General features: G+C 52.5%; 16 protein-coding genes and 2 tRNA genes. 5 read left to right on the forward strand and 13 right to left on the reverse strand.

Annotation, left to right across the window (positions count from 1 at the left end):
- Positions 1-112: 112 nt before the first annotated feature.
- From truB to ACLHV8_RS19685, 6 genes are all read right to left on the reverse strand, one after another.
- Positions 113-1,063 (reverse strand): tRNA pseudouridine(55) synthase TruB, encoded by a 951-nt coding sequence (gene truB, locus ACLHV8_RS19660; protein ID WP_208594178.1) that lies wholly within the window; start codon positions 1,061-1,063, stop codon positions 113-115.
- Positions 1,063-1,467: a 30S ribosome-binding factor RbfA gene (gene rbfA / locus ACLHV8_RS19665; protein ID WP_003024988.1), complete on the reverse strand. Its 405-nt coding sequence runs from the start codon at positions 1,465-1,467 to the stop codon at positions 1,063-1,065. The genes truB and rbfA overlap by 1 nt, the downstream gene beginning before the upstream one ends.
- A gap of 89 nt (positions 1,468-1,556) precedes the next feature.
- Positions 1,557-4,247 carry a translation initiation factor IF-2 gene (gene infB, locus ACLHV8_RS19670; RefSeq protein WP_028017047.1) on the reverse strand — a complete coding sequence of 897 codons (2,691 nt, stop codon included), beginning with the start codon at positions 4,245-4,247 and terminating at the stop codon, positions 1,557-1,559.
- 24 nt (positions 4,248-4,271) lie between these two features.
- Positions 4,272-5,774, reverse strand: a complete 1,503-nt coding sequence (gene nusA, locus ACLHV8_RS19675; RefSeq protein ID WP_028017046.1) for a transcription termination factor NusA — start codon at positions 5,772-5,774, stop codon at positions 4,272-4,274.
- Positions 5,775-5,802: 28 nt separating this feature from the next.
- Positions 5,803-6,255 (reverse strand): ribosome maturation factor RimP, encoded by a 453-nt coding sequence (rimP, locus tag ACLHV8_RS19680; RefSeq protein WP_014833432.1) that lies wholly within the window; start codon positions 6,253-6,255, stop codon positions 5,803-5,805.
- Positions 6,256-6,462: 207 nt separating this feature from the next.
- Positions 6,463-6,539 (reverse strand) — tRNA-Met (locus ACLHV8_RS19685).
- Positions 6,540-6,825: 286 nt separating this feature from the next.
- On the opposite strand from ACLHV8_RS19685, the gene argG reads away from it, so the two are divergent.
- The gene (argG, locus tag ACLHV8_RS19690) at positions 6,826-8,172 is read left to right on the forward strand and encodes an argininosuccinate synthase (protein WP_028017045.1); all 1,347 of its coding nucleotides are present in this window, start codon (positions 6,826-6,828) and stop codon (positions 8,170-8,172) included.
- Between the two features lie 104 nt (positions 8,173-8,276).
- Here argG and ACLHV8_RS19695 read toward each other — a convergent pair.
- The 6 genes from ACLHV8_RS19695 to rlmE form a co-directional block, all read right to left on the reverse strand.
- Positions 8,277-8,363, reverse strand: a tRNA-Leu gene (locus tag ACLHV8_RS19695).
- Positions 8,364-8,372: 9 nt separating this feature from the next.
- Positions 8,373-8,705: a preprotein translocase subunit SecG gene (gene secG, locus ACLHV8_RS19700; protein ID WP_023309338.1), complete on the reverse strand. Its 333-nt coding sequence runs from the start codon at positions 8,703-8,705 to the stop codon at positions 8,373-8,375.
- A 223-nt stretch (positions 8,706-8,928) separates the two neighbouring features.
- A complete protein-coding gene (gene glmM / locus ACLHV8_RS19705) occupies positions 8,929-10,266 on the reverse strand; it encodes a phosphoglucosamine mutase (RefSeq protein ID WP_028017044.1) in 1,338 nt (445 codons plus the stop codon).
- Positions 10,259-11,107, reverse strand: a complete 849-nt coding sequence (folP, locus tag ACLHV8_RS19710) for a dihydropteroate synthase (protein ID WP_208594179.1) — start codon at positions 11,105-11,107, stop codon at positions 10,259-10,261. The genes glmM and folP overlap by 8 nt, the downstream gene beginning before the upstream one ends.
- Positions 11,108-11,205: 98 nt before the next feature.
- Positions 11,206-13,140: an ATP-dependent zinc metalloprotease FtsH gene (gene ftsH, locus ACLHV8_RS19715; protein WP_014833437.1), complete on the reverse strand. Its 1,935-nt coding sequence runs from the start codon at positions 13,138-13,140 to the stop codon at positions 11,206-11,208.
- A 102-nt stretch (positions 13,141-13,242) separates the two neighbouring features.
- Positions 13,243-13,869 (reverse strand): 23S rRNA (uridine(2552)-2'-O)-methyltransferase RlmE, encoded by a 627-nt coding sequence (gene rlmE, locus ACLHV8_RS19720; RefSeq protein ID WP_003861812.1) that lies wholly within the window; start codon positions 13,867-13,869, stop codon positions 13,243-13,245.
- A gap of 127 nt (positions 13,870-13,996) precedes the next feature.
- Here rlmE and yhbY point away from each other — a divergent pair, with 127 nt between their 5' ends.
- Entirely contained in the window at positions 13,997-14,290 is a 294-nt protein-coding gene (gene yhbY, locus ACLHV8_RS19725) for a ribosome assembly RNA-binding protein YhbY (RefSeq protein WP_003861814.1), read from the forward strand.
- Between the two features lie 151 nt (positions 14,291-14,441).
- Here yhbY and greA read toward each other — a convergent pair whose 3' ends face one another.
- A complete protein-coding gene (greA, locus tag ACLHV8_RS19730) occupies positions 14,442-14,918 on the reverse strand; it encodes a transcription elongation factor GreA (RefSeq protein ID WP_028017041.1) in 477 nt (158 codons plus the stop codon).
- Between the two features lie 225 nt (positions 14,919-15,143).
- Between greA and dacB the strand changes: the two genes are divergently transcribed.
- From dacB to pmrB, 3 genes are read left to right on the forward strand one after another with little or no spacing between them, the layout of a single operon-like run.
- A complete protein-coding gene (dacB, locus tag ACLHV8_RS19735) occupies positions 15,144-16,577 on the forward strand; it encodes a serine-type D-Ala-D-Ala carboxypeptidase (protein ID WP_028017040.1) in 1,434 nt (477 codons plus the stop codon).
- A 2-nt stretch (positions 16,578-16,579) separates the two neighbouring features.
- The gene (pmrA, locus tag ACLHV8_RS19740; protein WP_028017039.1) at positions 16,580-17,242 is read left to right on the forward strand and encodes a two-component system response regulator PmrA; all 663 of its coding nucleotides are present in this window, start codon (positions 16,580-16,582) and stop codon (positions 17,240-17,242) included.
- On the forward strand, positions 17,239-18,282 hold the full coding sequence (gene pmrB / locus ACLHV8_RS19745) for a two-component system sensor histidine kinase PmrB (RefSeq protein WP_028017038.1): 1,044 nt from the start codon (positions 17,239-17,241) through the stop codon (positions 18,280-18,282). The genes pmrA and pmrB overlap by 4 nt, the downstream gene beginning before the upstream one ends.
- Positions 18,283-18,297: the final 15 nt, after the last annotated feature.

Here is an 18,297-nt window from a genome sequence, read left to right on the forward strand (position 1 = left end):
TAATTCAGCAATCCAATGTACGCCCCGCAAATTGTTAAACAATTTACCAGACGTTAAGCGGCAATATTCTACTCGCCTCCCCAGCTTATCGCAAGGTGAGCCGTTATCGCCGTCACGCTTCTACCGGGTATTCGACGACCAGACGGCGCGGCGCAACGCGCCCTTCACCATCCATTTCGCCCATCCCAATAAACTTGCCTTCATCACCTTCAGTCACGCGTACCAGACCTTCCAGCGGCGCATCAGCCGTACGAACGGGGTTTCCGTTCTTAAAGTAAACGGACGATGTTAAAGGAAGATTAACAACAGGGAAGTCCGCTGCCGGACTGTCCATTGGCATCAGCAATGGATCCAGTAAATCTGCCGGAGCAATCCCCTGGGCTTCAGCCTGTTCAACCAACGCGCGAAGATGTTCAAGGGTCACCATCCGCTCTACTGGATACTTACTCACCGCAAGGCGGCGCAGGTAGATAACATGCGCGCCACAGCCCAGTTTTTCACCGAGATCGTCGATGATGGTACGAATATAGGTGCCTTTCGAACAGTGTACTTCCAGCTCCAGCTCATCCCCTTCGTGGCGAATAAACAGCAGTTCATACACAGTTATGGGACGGGCTTCACGCGGGACTTCAATGCCCTGGCGCGCATATTCGTAGAGTTTTTTTCCCTGATATTTCAGCGCCGAATACATCGACGGCACCTGCATCGTGTCCCCACGGAAGCTCTCCAGCGCAGCATCAAGCTGTTCCGCGCTGAATGTCACCGGACGCTCTTCTACCACCTGACCATCCGCGTCGGAAGTATCCGTACGCTGTCCTAGTCTGGCGATAACGCGGTAACGCTTATCGGAGTCGAGCAGGTACTGGGAAAACTTTGTCGCCTCCCCCAGGCAAACCGGCAGCATACCGGTTGCCAGAGGGTCCAGCGCACCCGTGTGGCCCGCACGGTTGGCGTTAAAAATACGCTTAACTTTTTGCAGCACGTCGTTGCTGGAAGCGCCCTGGGGTTTATCCAGCAGCAGCACACCATGCACGTCGCGACCACGACGACGAGGACGACTCATTAGTCCTCCTTGCTGTCGTCCGCTGGGTTAACACGACGTTCGTCGTCATGTTTCACCACGCTGGTTACCAGGTTAGACATACGCATACCTTCGACCAGCGAGTTGTCGTAGAAGAAGGTCAGCTCAGGCACGATACGCAGACGCATCGCTTTACCAAGCAGAGAGCGGATGAAACCAGAGGCTTCCTGAAGGGCTTTGATACCGTTTTTAACTGCGGCTTCATCCTGATCGTTCAGGAAAGTCACGAACACTTTGGCATACGCCAGGTCACGGGACATTTCTACGCCAGACACGGTGGTCATCATACCCACGCGAGGGTCTTTAATTTCACGTTGCAGAATGAGGGCGATCTCTTTCTGCATTTCCTGCGCTACGCGCTGAGGGCGACCAAATTCTTTCGCCATAATAAATTCTCCAGACAAAAAAGGGGCTAAAGCCCCTTTTTTAAATTATTGCCGGGTGGCGCGAGGCGATCCCGGCCTACAATCGGTCATTAAGCGATGGTACGCTGAATTTCGATGATCTCGAACACTTCGATCATATCGCCAACGCGAACGTCGTTGTAGTTCTTCACGCCGATACCACATTCCATACCGTTACGGACTTCGTTCACGTCATCTTTGAAGCGGCGCAGAGATTCCAGCTCGCCTTCATAGATAACCACGTTGTCGCGCAGGACACGGATTGGGTTGTGACGCTTGATGATACCTTCGGTAACCATACAGCCCGCGATCGCACCGAATTTCGGTGATTTGAACACGTCACGTACTTCAGCCAGACCGATGATCTGCTGTTTCAGCTCAGGAGACAGCATACCGCTCATCGCAGCTTTCACTTCGTCGATCAGGTTATAGATGACGGAGTAGTAACGCAGATCCAGGCTTTCCGCTTCGATCACGCGGCGAGCAGAAGCATCAGCACGCACGTTGAAGCCAACCAGGATGGCGTTGGACGCTGCAGCCAGGGTTGCGTCAGTTTCGGTGATACCACCTACACCAGAACCGATGATCTTCACTTTAACTTCGTCGGTGGACAGTTTCAGCAAGGAGTCGGAGATCGCTTCCACAGAACCCTGAACGTCGGCTTTCAGAACAACGTTCACTTCGTGAACTTCGCCCTCGGTCATGTTGGCAAACATGTTCTCGAGTTTAGATTTCTGCTGACGAGCCAGTTTAACTTCACGGAATTTGCCCTGACGATACAGTGCAACTTCACGCGCTTTCTTCTCGTCACGCACAACGGTCACTTCATCACCGGCAGCCGGAACACCGGACAGACCCAGGATTTCCACTGGAATGGACGGACCTGCTTCCAGGACCTCCTGACCCAGTTCGTTACGCATCGCACGAACACGACCGTATTCGAAACCACACAGGACGATATCGCCTTTATGCAGCGTACCTTCGCGAACCAGAACGGTAGCTACAGGGCCACGGCCTTTATCCAGGAAGGATTCGATAACAGCGCCGCTCGCCATACCGTTACGGATCGCTTTCAGTTCCAGAACTTCAGCCTGCAGCAGGATCGCGTCCAGCAGCTCGTCGATACCAGTACCTGCTTTCGCAGACACGTGTACGAACTGGCTTTCACCGCCCCACTCTTCTGGCATGATGCCGTACTGGGACAGTTCGTTTTTAACACGATCCGGATCCGCTTCTGGCTTATCGATCTTGTTCACTGCAACCACGACCGGCACACCCGCCGCTTTCGCGTGCTGGATAGCTTCGATAGTCTGTGGCATAACGCCATCGTCAGCAGCAACAACCAGAACAACGATATCTGTCGCCTGAGCACCACGAGCACGCATTGAGGTAAACGCGGCGTGGCCTGGGGTATCCAGGAAGGTGATCATACCGTTGTCAGTTTCTACGTGGTAAGCACCGATGTGCTGGGTAATACCACCCGCTTCACCGGAGGCCACTTTCGTAGAACGAATGTAGTCGAGCAGAGAGGTTTTACCGTGGTCAACGTGACCCATGATGGTCACCACTGGCGCACGCGGTTCAGCCGCTGCACCGGTGTCACGGTCGCTCATTACCGCTTCTTCCAGCTCGTTTTCACGACGCAGGATAACTTTGTGGCCCATCTCTTCGGCAACCAGCTGTGCGGTTTCCTGGTCGATAACCTGGTTGATGGTCGCCATTGCGCCCAGCTTCATCATCGCTTTGATGACCTGAGAGCCTTTAACTGCCATCTTGTTCGCCAGATCGCCAACGGTGATGGTTTCGCCAATCACAACGTCACGGTTAACGGCCTGAGCTGGCTTCTGGAAGCCCTGCTGCAGAGAAGAACCTTTACGCTGTTTGCCACCTTTACCACCACGTACCGCTGCACGCGCTTCTTCACGGTCAGCTTTAGACTCGGCGTGTTTATTGCCTTTTTTCGCCGGACGCGCTGCTTTCGCATTGCGACCACGACCACGACCGCCTTCAACTTCACGGTCGTTATCATCTTCAGCCTGACGTGCGTGCTGAGAAGTGGTCACGTGATAGTCGCTGGTATCTTCAGACTGCTCAGCGGTATCAACACCGTTCTTCTCGTTTTCTTCTGCCATACGACGTGCTTCTTCAGCCACACGACGTGCTTCTTCTTCCAGCTTACGACGGGCTTCTTCTTCCGCTTTACGCTTCAGCTCGGCAGCTTCATTTTCACGGCGGGCTTTTTCAGCCTGGGCGGTTTTGGTCATTTCGTCTGTCTGTTGATTGCTCACTTTGTCTTTTTCCGCAGCGTCACGCTTCACTTTATCACTTGCGTCGCGTTTCGCTTTTTCTGCGGCCTCACGTTCAGCTTTTAATTCTGCTTCACGTTTAGCGGTTGCTTCCGCCTCACGCTGAGCTTGTTCTTCCGCTTCACGCTGTGCCTGCTCTTCCGCGGCAAGGCGTTCTGCCTCTTGCGGATCACGTTTTACAAAGGTGCGCGTCTTGCGGACTTCAATTTGTACCGATTTGCTTTTGCCGCCGGTACCTGGGATGTTTAACGTGCTACGCGTTTTGCGTTGCAGCGTTAACTTGTCAGGCGTCGAACCGTGTTCACGGTTCAGATGCGTTAACAAGGTTTGTTTTTCTTGCGCGGTCACCGAGTCATCAGCGGACTTCGGGATCCCTGCATCAGCAAATTGCTGTACCAGGCGGTCCACGGAGGTCTGAATCTCAGCAGCCAGCGATTTTACAGTTACATCAGTCATGCTGTTCCTTCCTGCTACAGTTTATTACGCTTCGTCGCCGAACCAGCAAATATTACGTGCGGCCATGATGAGCTCGCCGGCTTTCTCGTCGGTTAAACCTTCGATATCAGCCAGGTCATCAACGCCTTGCTCAGCGAGATCTTCCAGCGTACAAACACCACGGGCAGCCAGCTTGAACGCAATCGCACGATCAAGACCTTCCAGATTCAGCAGGTCATCAGCCGGCTTCTTATCGCCAAGGCTTTCTTCCTGAGCCAGTGCCAGGGTGGTCAGTGCGTTTTTAGCGCGTTCACGCAGGGCTTCAACGGTTGGCTCATCCAGACCGTCAATTTCCAGCAGCTCTTTCATTGGCACATAGGCCAGTTCTTCCAGCGTAGAGAAACCTTCTTCAACCAGAACAGTGGCGAAATCTTCGTCAATATCCAGGTACTTCGTGAAGGTATCGATCGCCGCGTGGGCTTCAGCCTGATGCTTAGCCTGCAGGTCATCAACGGTCATGACGTTGAGTTCCCAGCCGCTCAGCTGTGACGCCAGGCGAACGTTCTGACCATTACGGCCGATTGCCTGAGCCAGGTTGCCCGCTTCAACAGCGATATCCATGGTGTGTTTATCTTCGTCAACAACGATAGACGCCACATCAGCTGGAGCCATTGCGTTGATCACGAACTGCGCCGGGTTATCGTCCCACAGAACGATATCAATACGCTCGCCGCCAAGCTCAGTAGAGACAGCCTGAACACGCGCACCACGCATACCGACGCAAGCACCGACTGGGTCGATACGCTTGTCGTTGGTTTTCACCGCAATTTTCGCACGAGAGCCCGGATCGCGAGCCGCTGCTTTAATCTCGATAACTTCTTCGCCGATTTCCGGTACTTCGATACGGAACAGTTCAACCAGCATTTCTGGTTTAGAACGGGTCACGAACAGCTGTGCACCACGCGCTTCAGGACGCACGGCATACAGAACACCGCGAATACGGTCACCTGGACGGAAGTTTTCACGCGGCAGCATATCTTCACGCAGAATTACCGCTTCAGCGTTACCCGGCATCCCTTCGGATTTGATTTCCAGAGAGATGTTGTCGCGGTTCACTTTCTTCACCACGCCAGTAATGATTTCGCCTTCCTGATCGCGGAACTGGTCAACAACCAGCGCGCGCTCGGCTTCACGCACTTTCTGCACGATAACCTGTTTCGCGGTTTGGGTCGTGATACGGTCGAAAGTCACAGATTCAATCTGATCTTCAACGTATTCACCCACGTTCAGACTTTCGTCTTCAAAACGTGCCGCTTCCAGGGTGATCTCTTTGGTCGGCTGGGTCACTTCTTCAACGATTACCCAACGACGGAATGTATCGAAGTCACCGCTTTTACGATCGATTTCTACGCGAACATCGATCTCTTGCTCGTATTTTTTCTTGGTTGCTGTAGCCAGTGCACTTTCCAGCGCTTCGAAAATCTTCTCACGCGGCAGTGATTTCTCATTGGAGACGGCTTCAACAACAGCCAAAATTTCTTTGTTCATCGCGGGCTTTTCACCTCAATCCAGACTGTTAAAAGTGGGGAACCAGGTTCGCCTTCTGGATATTACTCAGCGCGAACACTTCATCTTTGCCTTCGACTGTTACCGTGATCATTTCACCATCAACGGCTTTGATAATTCCCTGCCATTTACGGCGGTTCTGTACGGCCATACGCAGAACGAGAGCCACTTCTTCACCGGTAAAACGCACATAGTGTTCGGCCGTGAACATCGGGCGATCGAGGCCAGGTGAGGAAACTTCCAGGTTGTACGCAACGGTAATCGGGTCTTCAACATCAAGAACCGCACTCACCTGGTGGCTAACATCAGCACAATCATCAACATTGATGCCATCTTCACTATCAATATAGATGCGCAGCGTCGATGTACGGCCGCGAACGAATTCGATGCCGACCAGTTCGTAGCCCAGTGCTTCGACCGGTGCAGTAATCATCTCTGTTAATTTTTGCTCTAATGTGGACAAGCCCACCCCCAAGACATAAAAAAAGGGCGTAAAGCCCAGTTATTCTGTAGTCAGATAACAAAAAACCCCGATAAATCGGGGCTTTAGATAACTGAACCCTATAGCCACAACTGTGGCCTGGAGCACTCTCCGAAAGAATTTTTTCAAATCCAGCTACGAAGGCTCTAAGTCTTCACAGTATATTTGAAAAAGAACTTTATGGGAAAGTGGTTGCGGGGGCCGGATTTGAACCGACGACCTTCGGGTTATGAGCCCGACGAGCTACCAGGCTGCTCCACCCCGCGCCTGAAACGTGGCAAATTCTACGCGTTTTGGACAGAATTTGCAAATAATGCTGGGATTTGGTACCGAAGACGGGACGTAAAATCGGCGTTCAGTATATTGATAGTTGACCCCACCTGTCAAGGCGACTTCAGTCAGAGCAATCAGACCAAAATTTTTACAAAAAACGCAGGAGTCTCTTTCGGTCATCGACAAAAGATGATTAAATGAATACTCACTTATCTTGCATAAAAATGCACAGATAGCGAAAGCGGTCTCTAATCAGTCAATCAAGCAGGGTTTTATTATATGACGACGATTCTCAAGCATCTTCCGGTAGGACAACGTATTGGCATCGCTTTCTCAGGCGGCCTGGATACCAGCGCTGCACTGCTGTGGATGCGTCAGAAGGGAGCGGTTCCGTATGCATATACTGCGAACCTCGGTCAGCCAGATGAGGAAGATTATGATGCGATCCCTCGTCGTGCCATGGAATATGGCGCAGAGAACGCACGTCTGATTGACTGCCGTAAGCAACTGGTCGCTGAAGGTATCGCGGCTATTCAGTGCGGTGCGTTCCATAATACCACCGGCGGCCTGACCTATTTCAACACCACTCCACTGGGCCGCGCTGTGACCGGAACGATGCTGGTTGCGGCCATGAAAGAAGATGGTGTGAACATCTGGGGTGACGGTAGCACCTATAAAGGCAACGATATCGAACGTTTCTATCGTTATGGTCTGCTGACGAACGCTGAACTGCAGATCTACAAGCCGTGGCTGGATACTGACTTCATCGACGAGCTGGGTGGCCGTCATGAGATGTCCGAATTCATGATCGCATGTGGTTTTGACTACAAGATGTCAGTCGAGAAAGCCTATTCCACCGACTCAAACATGCTGGGTGCGACGCACGAAGCGAAAGACCTGGAGTTCCTGAATTCCAGCGTGAAGATCGTTAACCCAATCATGGGTGTGAAGTTCTGGGACGAAAACGTCAAAATCCAGGCGGAAGAAGTGACCGTGCGTTTCGAACGTGGTCATCCGGTTGCGCTGAACGGCAAAACCTTCTCTGACGATGTTGAGCTGATGCTGGAAGCAAACCGTATCGGTGGTCGTCACGGTCTGGGCATGAGCGATCAGATTGAAAACCGTATCATTGAAGCGAAAAGCCGTGGCATCTATGAAGCTCCGGGGATGGCGCTGCTGCATATCGCATACGAGCGTCTGCTGACCGGTATTCACAACGAAGATACCATTGAGCAGTATCACTCTCATGGCCGTCAACTGGGTAAACTGCTGTATCAGGGCCGCTGGTTCGATCCGCAGGCACTGATGCTGCGTGATTCCCTGCAACGTTGGGTTGCAAGTGCAATCACTGGTGAAGTTACGCTGGAACTGCGTCGCGGTAACGACTACTCCATCCTGAACACCGTGTCTGACAACCTGACTTACAAAGCAGAACGTCTGACCATGGAGAAAGGGGAATCTGTGTTCTCTCCGGACGATCGTATTGGCCAGTTAACCATGCGTAACCTGGACATCACCGATACCCGTGCGAAGCTGTTTAACTATGTTGAGAATGGCCTGCTCTCTGCCAGTTCCGGTAATGGTCTGCCACAGGTTGAAAACCTGGAGCACAGCGATAAGAAGTAATCGCTGACAAGAAATGCAAAAGGCGTCCGATGGACGCCTTTTTTATGTCTGTTAATCCACAGACGAAAAAAAAGACGTCTTTCGACGTCTTTTTTCTGGAATATTGGTACCGAGGATGGGACTCGAACCCACAAGCCCGTTAGGGCACTACCACCTCAAGGTAGCGTGTCTACCAATTCCACCACCTCGGTACAGAATACTTAGTGCGGGATATCGCTGGTCGGCTTAGCCGGAGCAGCTGGTTGAGTTTGCTCAGTTTTTGCTGGCGCGCTCAGATTTTCCCACTCGCTTCCTTTGCTGGTCTTGTTGCTGTTGATATTGCCAAGTACCAGACTGATGATGAAGAACAGCGTAGCCAGAATCGCCGTTGTGCGGGTCATGAAGTTCGCAGAACCACTTGAACCGAACAGCGTACCGGAAGCGCCTGCTCCGAAGGAGGCTCCCATATCAGCGCCTTTACCTTGCTGCAGCATAATCAGCGCTACGAGAGCGATGGCTACAATAAGGAAAACAACTAAAAGAGCTTCGTACATAATCAACCTGTTCCTTGCGGATTTGCCGCATACCAATGCTTCGACCAATTAGCAGGATTTTTGTTTCCCACTGAAGCGGGTGTGAATACTAACCAAAGCGAATGACCTTCGCAAGGGCATTTTTGACGCATTGTATCAACTGCGGAAAAAAACAGCAAAAAGCCATTAATTGCTCAAAACAAAGGCGACAAAAGCCGCCTTTTTAAACATTTAGCGTGCAAGATTATGCAGCTTTTACGGCATCCGCGATACGGTGCGCAAATTCATTAACCTGCGCTTCGTCTTCACCTTCCACCATGACGCGAATCAGTGGTTCAGTACCAGACTTACGCAACAGTACGCGTCCACGGTTGCCCAGGGCAGCTTCAACATCAGCCATCACCGCTTTCACGTTATCATTTTCCAACGGATCGCCTTTACCGGCGGTAAACCGCACGTTCACCAGGATCTGTGGGAACATTTTCATACCGCTGCAGAGATCGTGCAGGCTCATATGGTTGCGCGCCATGGCAGCAACCACCTGCAGTGCGGCGACAATACCGTCACCGGTGGTGGTTTTGTCGAGCAGAATCACGTGACCGGAGTTCTCTGCGCCAATTCGCCAGCCCTTCTCCTGCAGTTTTTCCAGCACATAGCGGTCGCCAACTTTCGCACGAACAAACGGAATACCAAGCTGTTTAAGTGCCAGTTCCAGGCCCATGTTACTCATTAAGGTACCGACTGCGCCGCCGCGCAACTGACCCTGACGCAAACCTTCACGCGCGATGATATACAGGATCTGGTCACCATCGACCTTATTGCCTTCGTGGTCGACCATGATCACGCGGTCACCGTCGCCGTCCAGCGCAATACCCAGATCGGCTTTTTCCGCCAGCACACGCGCCTGCAGGGCACGAACGTCTGTCGCTCCGACCTGCTCGTTAATGTTCAGACCATCCGGCTCACACCCAATGGTAATCACTTTTGCGCCCAATTCACGAAAGACATTCGGGGCAATGTGGTAGGTCGCACCGTTTGCGCAGTCCACCACAATTTTGAGATGTGCCAGACTCAGCTCGTTCGGGAATGTCCCTTTGCAGAATTCGATATAACGACCCGCCGCATCGACGATACGGTTAGCTTTACCCAGTTCTGCGGAATCGACACAGGTGATCTCTTTTTCCATTTCGGCTTCGATGGCCTCTTCCACTTCATCCGGCAACTTGGTGCCATCAATGGAGAAGAACTTGATACCGTTGTCATAGAACGGGTTGTGTGACGCCGAAATAACAATCCCCGCTTCTGCACGGAAAGTACGCGTCAGGTACGCGACTGCAGGTGTTGGCATTGGGCCAGTAAAGGAAGCGGATAGCCCGGCAGCCGCAAGACCAGCTTCCAGCGCGGATTCCAGCATATAGCCCGAAATACGGGTGTCTTTACCGATAATGATCTTACGGGAGCCATGACGCGCCAGTACCTTGCCAGCAGCCCAGCCAAGCTTCAGGACAAAATCAGGAGTGATTGGAGCATCGCCTACACGCCCACGGATACCATCGGTACCAAAATATTTACGATTACTCATAGCGTTTGTTTTCCTTCGCTGCCAGTGTGGCTTCCACCACACGCATGGCTTCTACTGTTTCTTTGACGTCATGGACACGGATAATGTGCGCACCTTGCATCGCCGCAATCACCGCGCAGGCCAGACTACCACTCAGGCGTTCCCCTGGCCCCACATTCAGTAACTGACCAATCATCGACTTTCTCGACATCCCCACCAGCAGCGGCAGGTTAAAGTGATGAAATTCCGATAAGCGCGCAAGCAATGCATAATTGTGGGAGAGATTTTTACCGAAACCGAACCCCGGGTCGAGCAGCAATTTCTCTTTTGCGATACCTGCACGTTCGCAGCGAGCAATATGCTCAATAAAGAAGCGATTCACATCGGCATACACATCATCATACTTTGGCGCTTCCTGCATGGTTCTCGGTTGCCCTTGCATATGCATCAGGCAAACCGGCAAGCCGGTTTCCGCAGCGGCTTCAAGTGCGCCAGGTTCGGTAAGCGAACGGATATCATTGATAATGTGAGCACCTACTCTCGCCACTTCACGAATCACTTCTGGCTTGGATGTATCAACAGAGATCCAGACCTCAAATCGCTGTGCTATCGCTTCCACCACCGGTACTACGCGCGCCAGCTCTTCTTCCACAGAAACGTCCGCCGCACCAGGACGCGTCGATTCGCCGCCAACGTCAATGATCGTTGCACCTGCATTGATCATTAAATTTGCGTGCTTAACCGCCTCGATGAGCGTGTTATGCGTACCACCGTCGGAGAAGGAATCAGGGGTAACATTCAGGATCCCCATCACATGGGGATGTGAGAGGTCGAGATGCGAGTCCTGAGCGAATAGTTTCATGGCAAAATCCCTGGTATTTTCAAGGTTAAACAGAAAAGAAAAACCCCGGAGCAAGCTCCAGGGTTTGAGGTACAGACAAACGCTTCAACAGCAGTGACTTACTTATCGCCCAACTGTTCTGACATGGTGTTGCCCGGGTTTGGCGTACGCGGTTCATCAACCGGACGCGGCGCACGCGGGGTGCCATTGTTGTCAGAATTGTTGGAAGCACCTGGGTCTTCCCAGCCTGCTGGCGGACGCACTTCGCGGCGGGCCATCAGGTCGTCAATCTGCGGAGCATCAATGGTCTCATATTTCATGAGCGCATCTTTCATCGAATGCAGAATGTCCATATTGTCGTTCAGGATCTGACGTGCGCGACCGTAGTTACGTTCAATCAGCGCTTTCACTTCCTGGTCGATGATACGTGCAGTCTCATCGGACATATGTTTCGCTTTTGCCACAGAACGACCCAGGAATACTTCACCCTCTTCCTCTGCATACAGCAGTGGACCGAGTTTGTCAGAGAAGCCCCACTGAGTCACCATGTTACGCGCCAGGTTTGTCGCGACTTTAATGTCGTTAGACGCACCGGTAGAAACATGTTCCGCACCGTAGATAATCTCTTCCGCCAGACGACCGCCGTACAGGGTAGAAATCTGACTTTCCAGTTTCTGACGGCTGGCACTGATCGCGTCACCTTCAGGCAGGAAGAAGGTCACACCCAGCGCTCGACCGCGCGGAATAATCGTTACTTTATGCACCGGATCGTGTTCCGGTACCAGGCGGCCGATAATCGCGTGACCCGCTTCGTGGTACGCCGTGGACTCTTTCTGCGCTTCGGTCATCACCATGGAGCGACGTTCCGCACCCATCATGATTTTGTCTTTCGCTTTCTCGAACTCCACCATCGACACAACACGCTTGTTACCGCGAGCGGCAAACAGTGCTGCTTCGTTGACCAGGTTAGCCAGGTCCGCACCGGAGAAGCCCGGGGTACCGCGCGCAATAATTGCCGCGTCGATATCTGGCGCCAGCGGTACGCGACGCATATGGACTTTCAGAATCTGTTCACGACCGCGAACATCTGGCAGACCCACCACAACCTGACGGTCGAAACGGCCTGGACGCAGCAGCGCAGGGTCAAGTACGTCAGGACGGTTAGTCGCCGCGATAACGATGATACCTTCGTTACCTTCGAAACCGTCCATCTCAACCAGCATCTGGTTCAGCGTTTGTTCACGTTCATCGTGACCGCCACCCAGACCCGCGCCACGCTGGCGGCCAACGGCGTCGATTTCATCGATGAAGATAATGCACGGTGCCGCCTTCTTAGCCTGCTCAAACATGTCACGCACACGAGATGCACCGACACCCACGAACATTTCTACGAAGTCAGAACCCGAAATGGTAAAGAACGGCACCTTCGCTTCACCCGCGATAGCTTTCGCCAGCAGGGTTTTACCGGTACCCGGAGGGCCAACCATCAGGACGCCTTTCGGGATCTTACCGCCCAGTTTCTGGAAACGGCTCGGCTCGCGCAGGTATTCAACCAGTTCACCGACCTCTTCTTTCGCTTCGTCGCACCCGGCAACATCAGCGAACGTGGTCTTGATCTGGTCTTCCGTCAGCATACGCGCCTTGCTCTTACCGAACGACATGGCACCTTTGCCACCGCCGCCCTGCATCTGACGCATAAAGAAGATCCAAACGCCGATAAGAAGCAGCATCGGGAACCAGGAAATGAAGATAGAAGCCAGCAGGCTTGGTTCTTCTGGCGGCTCACCTACCACCTTGACGTTTTTAGTCAGAAGGTTATCAAGCAGCTTAGGATCGTTCACCGGGATGTAAGTCGTGTAACGGTTACTATCTTTCTTGGTAACGTTGATCTCACGTCCGTTGATACGCGCTTCGCGAACCTGGTCCTGATTGACCTCCTGCAGGAAGGTAGAATAATCCACCTTGCGGCCATTCGACTCGCTGGGCCCAAAGCTCTGGAATACTGACATCAGCACAACGGCAATGACCAGCCAGAGAATTAGGTTTTTCGCCATGTCACTCAAGGGATTAACCTCACATTACAACTGTGTTAAAAACAGCGTCAGGATACTCTATATCCAGTTTCATTCAAACTTTCGCCTGAAATCCACCGGTTATCATTTTCGCCCGGTCGCTACAATATACACTTCACGGGAACGCGCCCGGGAAGAGTCCGGTTTACGAACTTTGACCTTCGCAAACAGGGAGCGAATTTCCTTAAGATACTCCTCGAAACCTTCGCCCTGAAACACCTTCACAACAAAACTACCACCAGGCGCTAGTACATCACGACACATTTCTAACGCTAGCTCCACCAGATACATGGCGCGGGGGATATCCACCGCCGGTGTTCCACACATATTTGGTGCCATATCCGACATGACAACCTGGACCTTACTATCACCAACACGATCAAGTAACGCTTTCAGCACTAATTCATCACGAAAATCGCCCTGAAGGAAGTCGACACCGACGATGGGATCCATTGGTAAAAGATCGCACGCGATGATTCGGCCGGTTCCGCCGATCTGCGTTACCGCATACTGGGACCATCCGCCAGGTGCCGCACCGAGGTCAACAACCGTCATCCCCGGCTTAAAAAGTTTGTCACTTTGCTGTATTTCATCAAGTTTAAACCAGGCGCGGGATCGCAACCCCTTTTTCTGCGCCTGTTGAACATATTTATCGCTAAAGTGTTCCTGAAGCCAGCGGCTGGAGCTGGCAGAACGCTTTTTACCTGTCATTTAACATTTCCGTCCTGGTTCATCGTTGCTTGCCTGTGACGTAAATTTCTACGCAGCTATTTGGCGATATAAGGGAGATGGCGGTAGAATGAACCGTTTTCAATCCCAACGTAAGCAAAAATATACGATGAATCTGAGTACTAAACAAAAACAGCACCTTAAAGGTCTGGCACATCCGCTCAAGCCTGTAGTCATGCTTGGCAACAATGGTTTGACCGAAGGGGTGCTTGCCGAGATTGAACAAGCGCTGGAACACCACGAGCTGATCAAGGTGAAAATCGCCTCTGAAGACAGAGACACTAAAAACCTGATCGTGGAAGCCATCGTGCGCGAAACCGGCGCCTGTAATGTACAGGTCATCGGTAAAACGCTGGTGCTCTACCGCCCATCTAAAGAGCGTAAAATCTCGCTGCCACGCTAAGGATATCCTGAATCGAACACATTTACTGTGTAAAACGAGGGATTTCTGTCAGCAAGTGAGCAAAATGCCACGCTCCTTGAGTTGATAAAAGGCCGCTACGCGGCCTTTTTCTTTTCTTTACAATGTATCAACATCTTAGCAGAGAGGCGAATTACAGGTACTCGACCTTGATAATTTCGTACTCCACTTCACCACCTGGGGTGCGGATAGTCACAACATCATCCTGCTCTTTGCCAATCAGGCCGCGAGCAATTGGCGAGTTCACCGAAATCAGGTTCTGTTTAAAATCGGCTTCATCATCGCCCACGATGCGGTAAGTCTGCTCTTCGTCGCTGTCCAGGTTCAGCACAGTAACGCTTGAGCCGAAGATCACGCGGCCATTATTTGGCATTTTTGTGATGTCGATAACCTGCGCATTAGACAGCTTGGCTTCGATATCTTTAATACGCCCTTCGCAAAAGCCCTGCTGTTCACGCGCCGCATGATATTCAGCATTCTCCTTCAGGTCGCCATGCTCACGCGCTTCCGCGATAGCGGCGATAATTTCAGGGCGGCGAACGGATTTCAGGAAATCCAGCTCTTCGCGCAGTTTTTCGGCACCACGTAAGGTCATCGGAATAGCTTGCATTTGTTATACCTCTTAAACATTCCTGTTGGGAGCAGTGTTCCCTGCCCCAGCCGCATTAGCAGGCCAGAAGCAAAAAGAAAACCGACCCGGGGTCAGGCCCCAGGTCAGCAGCAATTTTCAATTTGATACGCATTTTACCCCGAAGTTCACTATGGGTCATCGTTTACTTTGCAGTGCTATGCACCGTAGTATGACGGTTTGTTTTCGGGTTGTTAGCGCGAGATTATGCGATTTTCCAGTTTTATCATCGGATTGACTACCAGTATAACGTTCAGCGTTCAGGCTGCGAATGTTGATGAGTATATTAATCAACTGCCCGCAGGTGCCAACCTTGCATTGATGGTGCAGAAGGTCGGAGCGCCGACGCCAGAAATTGACTACCACAGTCAACAAATGGCGCTGCCCGCCAGTACCCAGAAGGTGATCACTGCGCTCGCCGCCCTGCTTCAGCTCGGGCCTGATTTTCGTTTTACCACCACCCTTGAGACCAAAGGCAACGTCGTGGGCGGTGAACTGAAAGGCGATCTTATCGCCCGTTTCGGGGGTGACCCGACATTTAAACGCCAGGATATCCGCAATATGGTTGCGGTGCTGAAAAAATCGGGTGTGCAGAAGATTGATGGCAATGTGCTGATCGACACCTCCATTTTTGCCAGCCACGATAAGGCTCCAGGTTGGCCGTGGAACGACATGACGCAGTGCTTTAGCGCCCCGCCCGCCGCCGCGATTGTTGACCGTAACTGTTTCTCTGTTTCGCTTTACAGCGCACCAAAGCCAGATGATTTAGCGTTTATCCGCGTGGCGTCCTACTACCCGGTCACCATGTTTAGTCAGGTACGCACGCTGGCCAAGGGCTCACCGGATGCGCAGTATTGCGAACTGGACGTGGTACCAGGCGATCTTAACCGCTTCACGCTGACGGGCTGCCTCACGCAGCGCGCCGATCCGCTGCCGCTGGCCTTTGCGATACAGGATGGGGCAAGCTATGCGGGTGCCATTCTGAAAGATGAGCTGAAACAAGCGGGAATAACATACTCCGGCACGCTGCTTCGTCAGACGCAGGTCAATCAACCCGGCACGGTCATCGCCAGCAAACAGTCGCCACCGCTGCACGATTTGCTGCGAATTATGCTGAAAAAGTCTGACAACATGATTGCCGACACCGTGTTCCGCATGATTGGTCACGCGCGCTTTGGCGTGCCAGGTACCTGGCGCGCGGGTTCAGATGCTGTTCGTCAGATCCTGCGACAACAGGCAGGGATCGACCTGGGTAATACCATCGCCGTCGATGGCTCCGGGTTATCACGCCATAATTTGATCTCCCCGGCCAGCATGATGCAAGTGCTTCAGTACATTGCACAACATGACACTGAGCTAAACTTTATTTCTATGCTGCCACTTGCCGGGCAGGATGGCACGCTGCAGTACCGCGCCGGGCTTCACGCAGCCGGTGTGGATGGTAAAGTATCCGCTAAGACAGGTTCATTGCAGGGGGTTTACAACCTTGCAGGCTTCATCACCACCGCCAGCGGACAACGCATGGCATTCGTGCAGTATCTTTCCGGCTATGCCGTCGAACCAACCGACCAGCGCAATCGTCGTATTCCGCTTGTTCGATTCGAAAGCAGGCTTTATAAGGACATCTACCAGAATAACTAGCGATGAAACTACTTATAGTTGAAGACGATCTGTTATTACAGGAAGGGCTGGCGCTGGGGCTGGCCAATGAAGGGTATGCCCTCGACTGTGCTGGCACAGCGGCAGAGGCGGATGCTCTGATCCAGAGCGGCGAATACAGTCTGGTGATCCTCGATTTGGGCTTACCTGATAAAGACGGTGCCACGCTGCTCAGTCAGTGGCGACGCCGCGGGATCGCTAATCCAGTGTTGATCCTGACAGCACGCGATGCCATTGAAGATCGTATCACTGGCCTCGATGCTGGCGCAGATGATTACCTGGTGAAGCCTTTTGCACTGGCAGAGCTTCAGGCCCGCGTCCGGGCGTTAATACGCCGTTATCAGGGTCATAGCGATAACTTACTGACTGATGGCGATATTACGCTGAATCTGCAAACCCAGCAGGTACTACGTCAGTCCCAGCCGATTGAGGTGACACCAAAAGAGTTTGCTTTGCTGACGCGCCTGATTATGCGCAGCGGGCAAACGGTACACAGAGAAACCCTGCAACAGGATATCTACTCCTGGCAGGACGATCCGGGGTCCAATACCCTTGAAGTCCACATTCACAACCTGCGTCGTAAGCTTGGCAAGGACCGGATCAAAACCGTCCGTGGCGTTGGCTACCGCCTGGAGAGTCAGAAATGAACAGCATGCGTCGGCGATTGATGGTGCTGCTGGCGGTCATTCTGTTATTTTTCCAACTGATAAGCGTGATCTGGCTGTGGCATGAAAGCCGTGAACAGATTGGTTTTCTGGTCAGTGAGACGTTGTCGGCAAAAGCGCGGAATAATCACGTTGAAAAAGAGATCCGTGAAGCGATTGCCTCTCTGCTGGTCCCTTCTCTGGTGATGGTTGGCTTTACGCTGCTTTTCTCTTTCTGGGCAGTGACCTGGATAACCCAACCCCTGAATAAACTGCGTGCCAGCCTGGCTAACCGTTCGGCAGATAACTTAACGCCGCTTCCAATGTATTCCGACATGGAAGAAATTGGTGCCGTCACCACCTCGCTGAATCAGTTGCTCGCCCGGCTGGATAATACCATCCAACAGGAGCGTCTTTTCACCGCAGATGCCGCACACGAACTGCGGACGCCCCTTGCCGGTATCAGACTCCATCTGGAACTCATGGCGCAATCTGGTTCTCCTCAGGCCGCGACGTTAATTAGCCGTATTGACCAACTCATGCACACCGTTGAGCAACTGCTGATGCTGGCCCGAGCCGGGCAAGCAATGGCCAGCGGCCATTACGAAACGGTGAACTGGACAGACAATATCATCACCCCACTCAGCCTTGAGCATGAAGCCAAAGAACATACCGTGATATGGCCTGCTAAAAGTGCGCTCACGGTTCAGGGAGACGCCGTGCTTCTGCGTCTGATGCTGCGTAACCTGCTGGAGAATGCCGGTCGTTACAGCCCGTCAGGAACAACCATTAAAGTGTCATTAAACGAGGTCGAGGGGGGTACCCAGGTCAGCGTTATCGACCAGGGACCGGGTATTGCTGAAGCGCACCGACAATCAATCACTGAACCGTTCCGCCGTCTTGATCAGCGTTTCGGTGGTAGCGGTCTGGGGCTGAGTATTGTTCAGCGCATCGTGCAACTCCACCGTGGCAAGCTGACGCTTGATAACGGTGCTGAGGGCGGTTTAATCGCCAGCTGTTGGTTGCCCTCAACGCTGGAATAAAAAAAGCCCCTCGAA

Origin of the sequence: Enterobacter sp. CPE_E863, from assembly GCF_046521465.1 — a bacterium.
Lineage (GTDB): Bacteria > Pseudomonadota > Gammaproteobacteria > Enterobacterales > Enterobacteriaceae > Enterobacter > Enterobacter adelaidei.

Excerpts from the sequence above, each read along its gene's own strand:
- pmrA (WP_028017039.1), top strand. The coding sequence starts at position 16,580 with ATGAAACTACTTATAGTTGAAGACGATCTGTTATTACAGGAAGGGCTG.
- rbfA (WP_003024988.1), bottom strand. The coding sequence starts at position 1,467 with ATGGCGAAAGAATTTGGTCGCCCTCAGCGCGTAGCGCAGGAAATGCAG.
- nusA (WP_028017046.1), bottom strand. The coding sequence starts at position 5,774 with ATGAACAAAGAAATTTTGGCTGTTGTTGAAGCCGTCTCCAATGAGAAA.
- pmrB (WP_028017038.1), top strand. The coding sequence starts at position 17,239 with ATGAACAGCATGCGTCGGCGATTGATGGTGCTGCTGGCGGTCATTCTG.
- argG (WP_028017045.1), top strand. The coding sequence starts at position 6,826 with ATGACGACGATTCTCAAGCATCTTCCGGTAGGACAACGTATTGGCATC.
- secG (WP_023309338.1), bottom strand. The coding sequence starts at position 8,705 with ATGTACGAAGCTCTTTTAGTTGTTTTCCTTATTGTAGCCATCGCTCTC.
- truB (WP_208594178.1), bottom strand. The coding sequence starts at position 1,063 with ATGAGTCGTCCTCGTCGTCGTGGTCGCGACGTGCATGGTGTGCTGCTG.
- greA (WP_028017041.1), bottom strand. The coding sequence starts at position 14,918 with ATGCAAGCTATTCCGATGACCTTACGTGGTGCCGAAAAACTGCGCGAA.
- glmM (WP_028017044.1), bottom strand. The coding sequence starts at position 10,266 with ATGAGTAATCGTAAATATTTTGGTACCGATGGTATCCGTGGGCGTGTA.
- yhbY (WP_003861814.1), top strand. The coding sequence starts at position 13,997 with ATGAATCTGAGTACTAAACAAAAACAGCACCTTAAAGGTCTGGCACAT.
- folP (WP_208594179.1), bottom strand. The coding sequence starts at position 11,107 with ATGAAACTATTCGCTCAGGACTCGCATCTCGACCTCTCACATCCCCAT.
- rlmE (WP_003861812.1), bottom strand. The coding sequence starts at position 13,869 with ATGACAGGTAAAAAGCGTTCTGCCAGCTCCAGCCGCTGGCTTCAGGAA.
- ftsH (WP_014833437.1), bottom strand. The coding sequence starts at position 13,140 with ATGGCGAAAAACCTAATTCTCTGGCTGGTCATTGCCGTTGTGCTGATG.
- dacB (WP_028017040.1), top strand. The coding sequence starts at position 15,144 with ATGCGATTTTCCAGTTTTATCATCGGATTGACTACCAGTATAACGTTC.
- infB (WP_028017047.1), bottom strand. The coding sequence starts at position 4,247 with ATGACTGATGTAACTGTAAAATCGCTGGCTGCTGAGATTCAGACCTCC.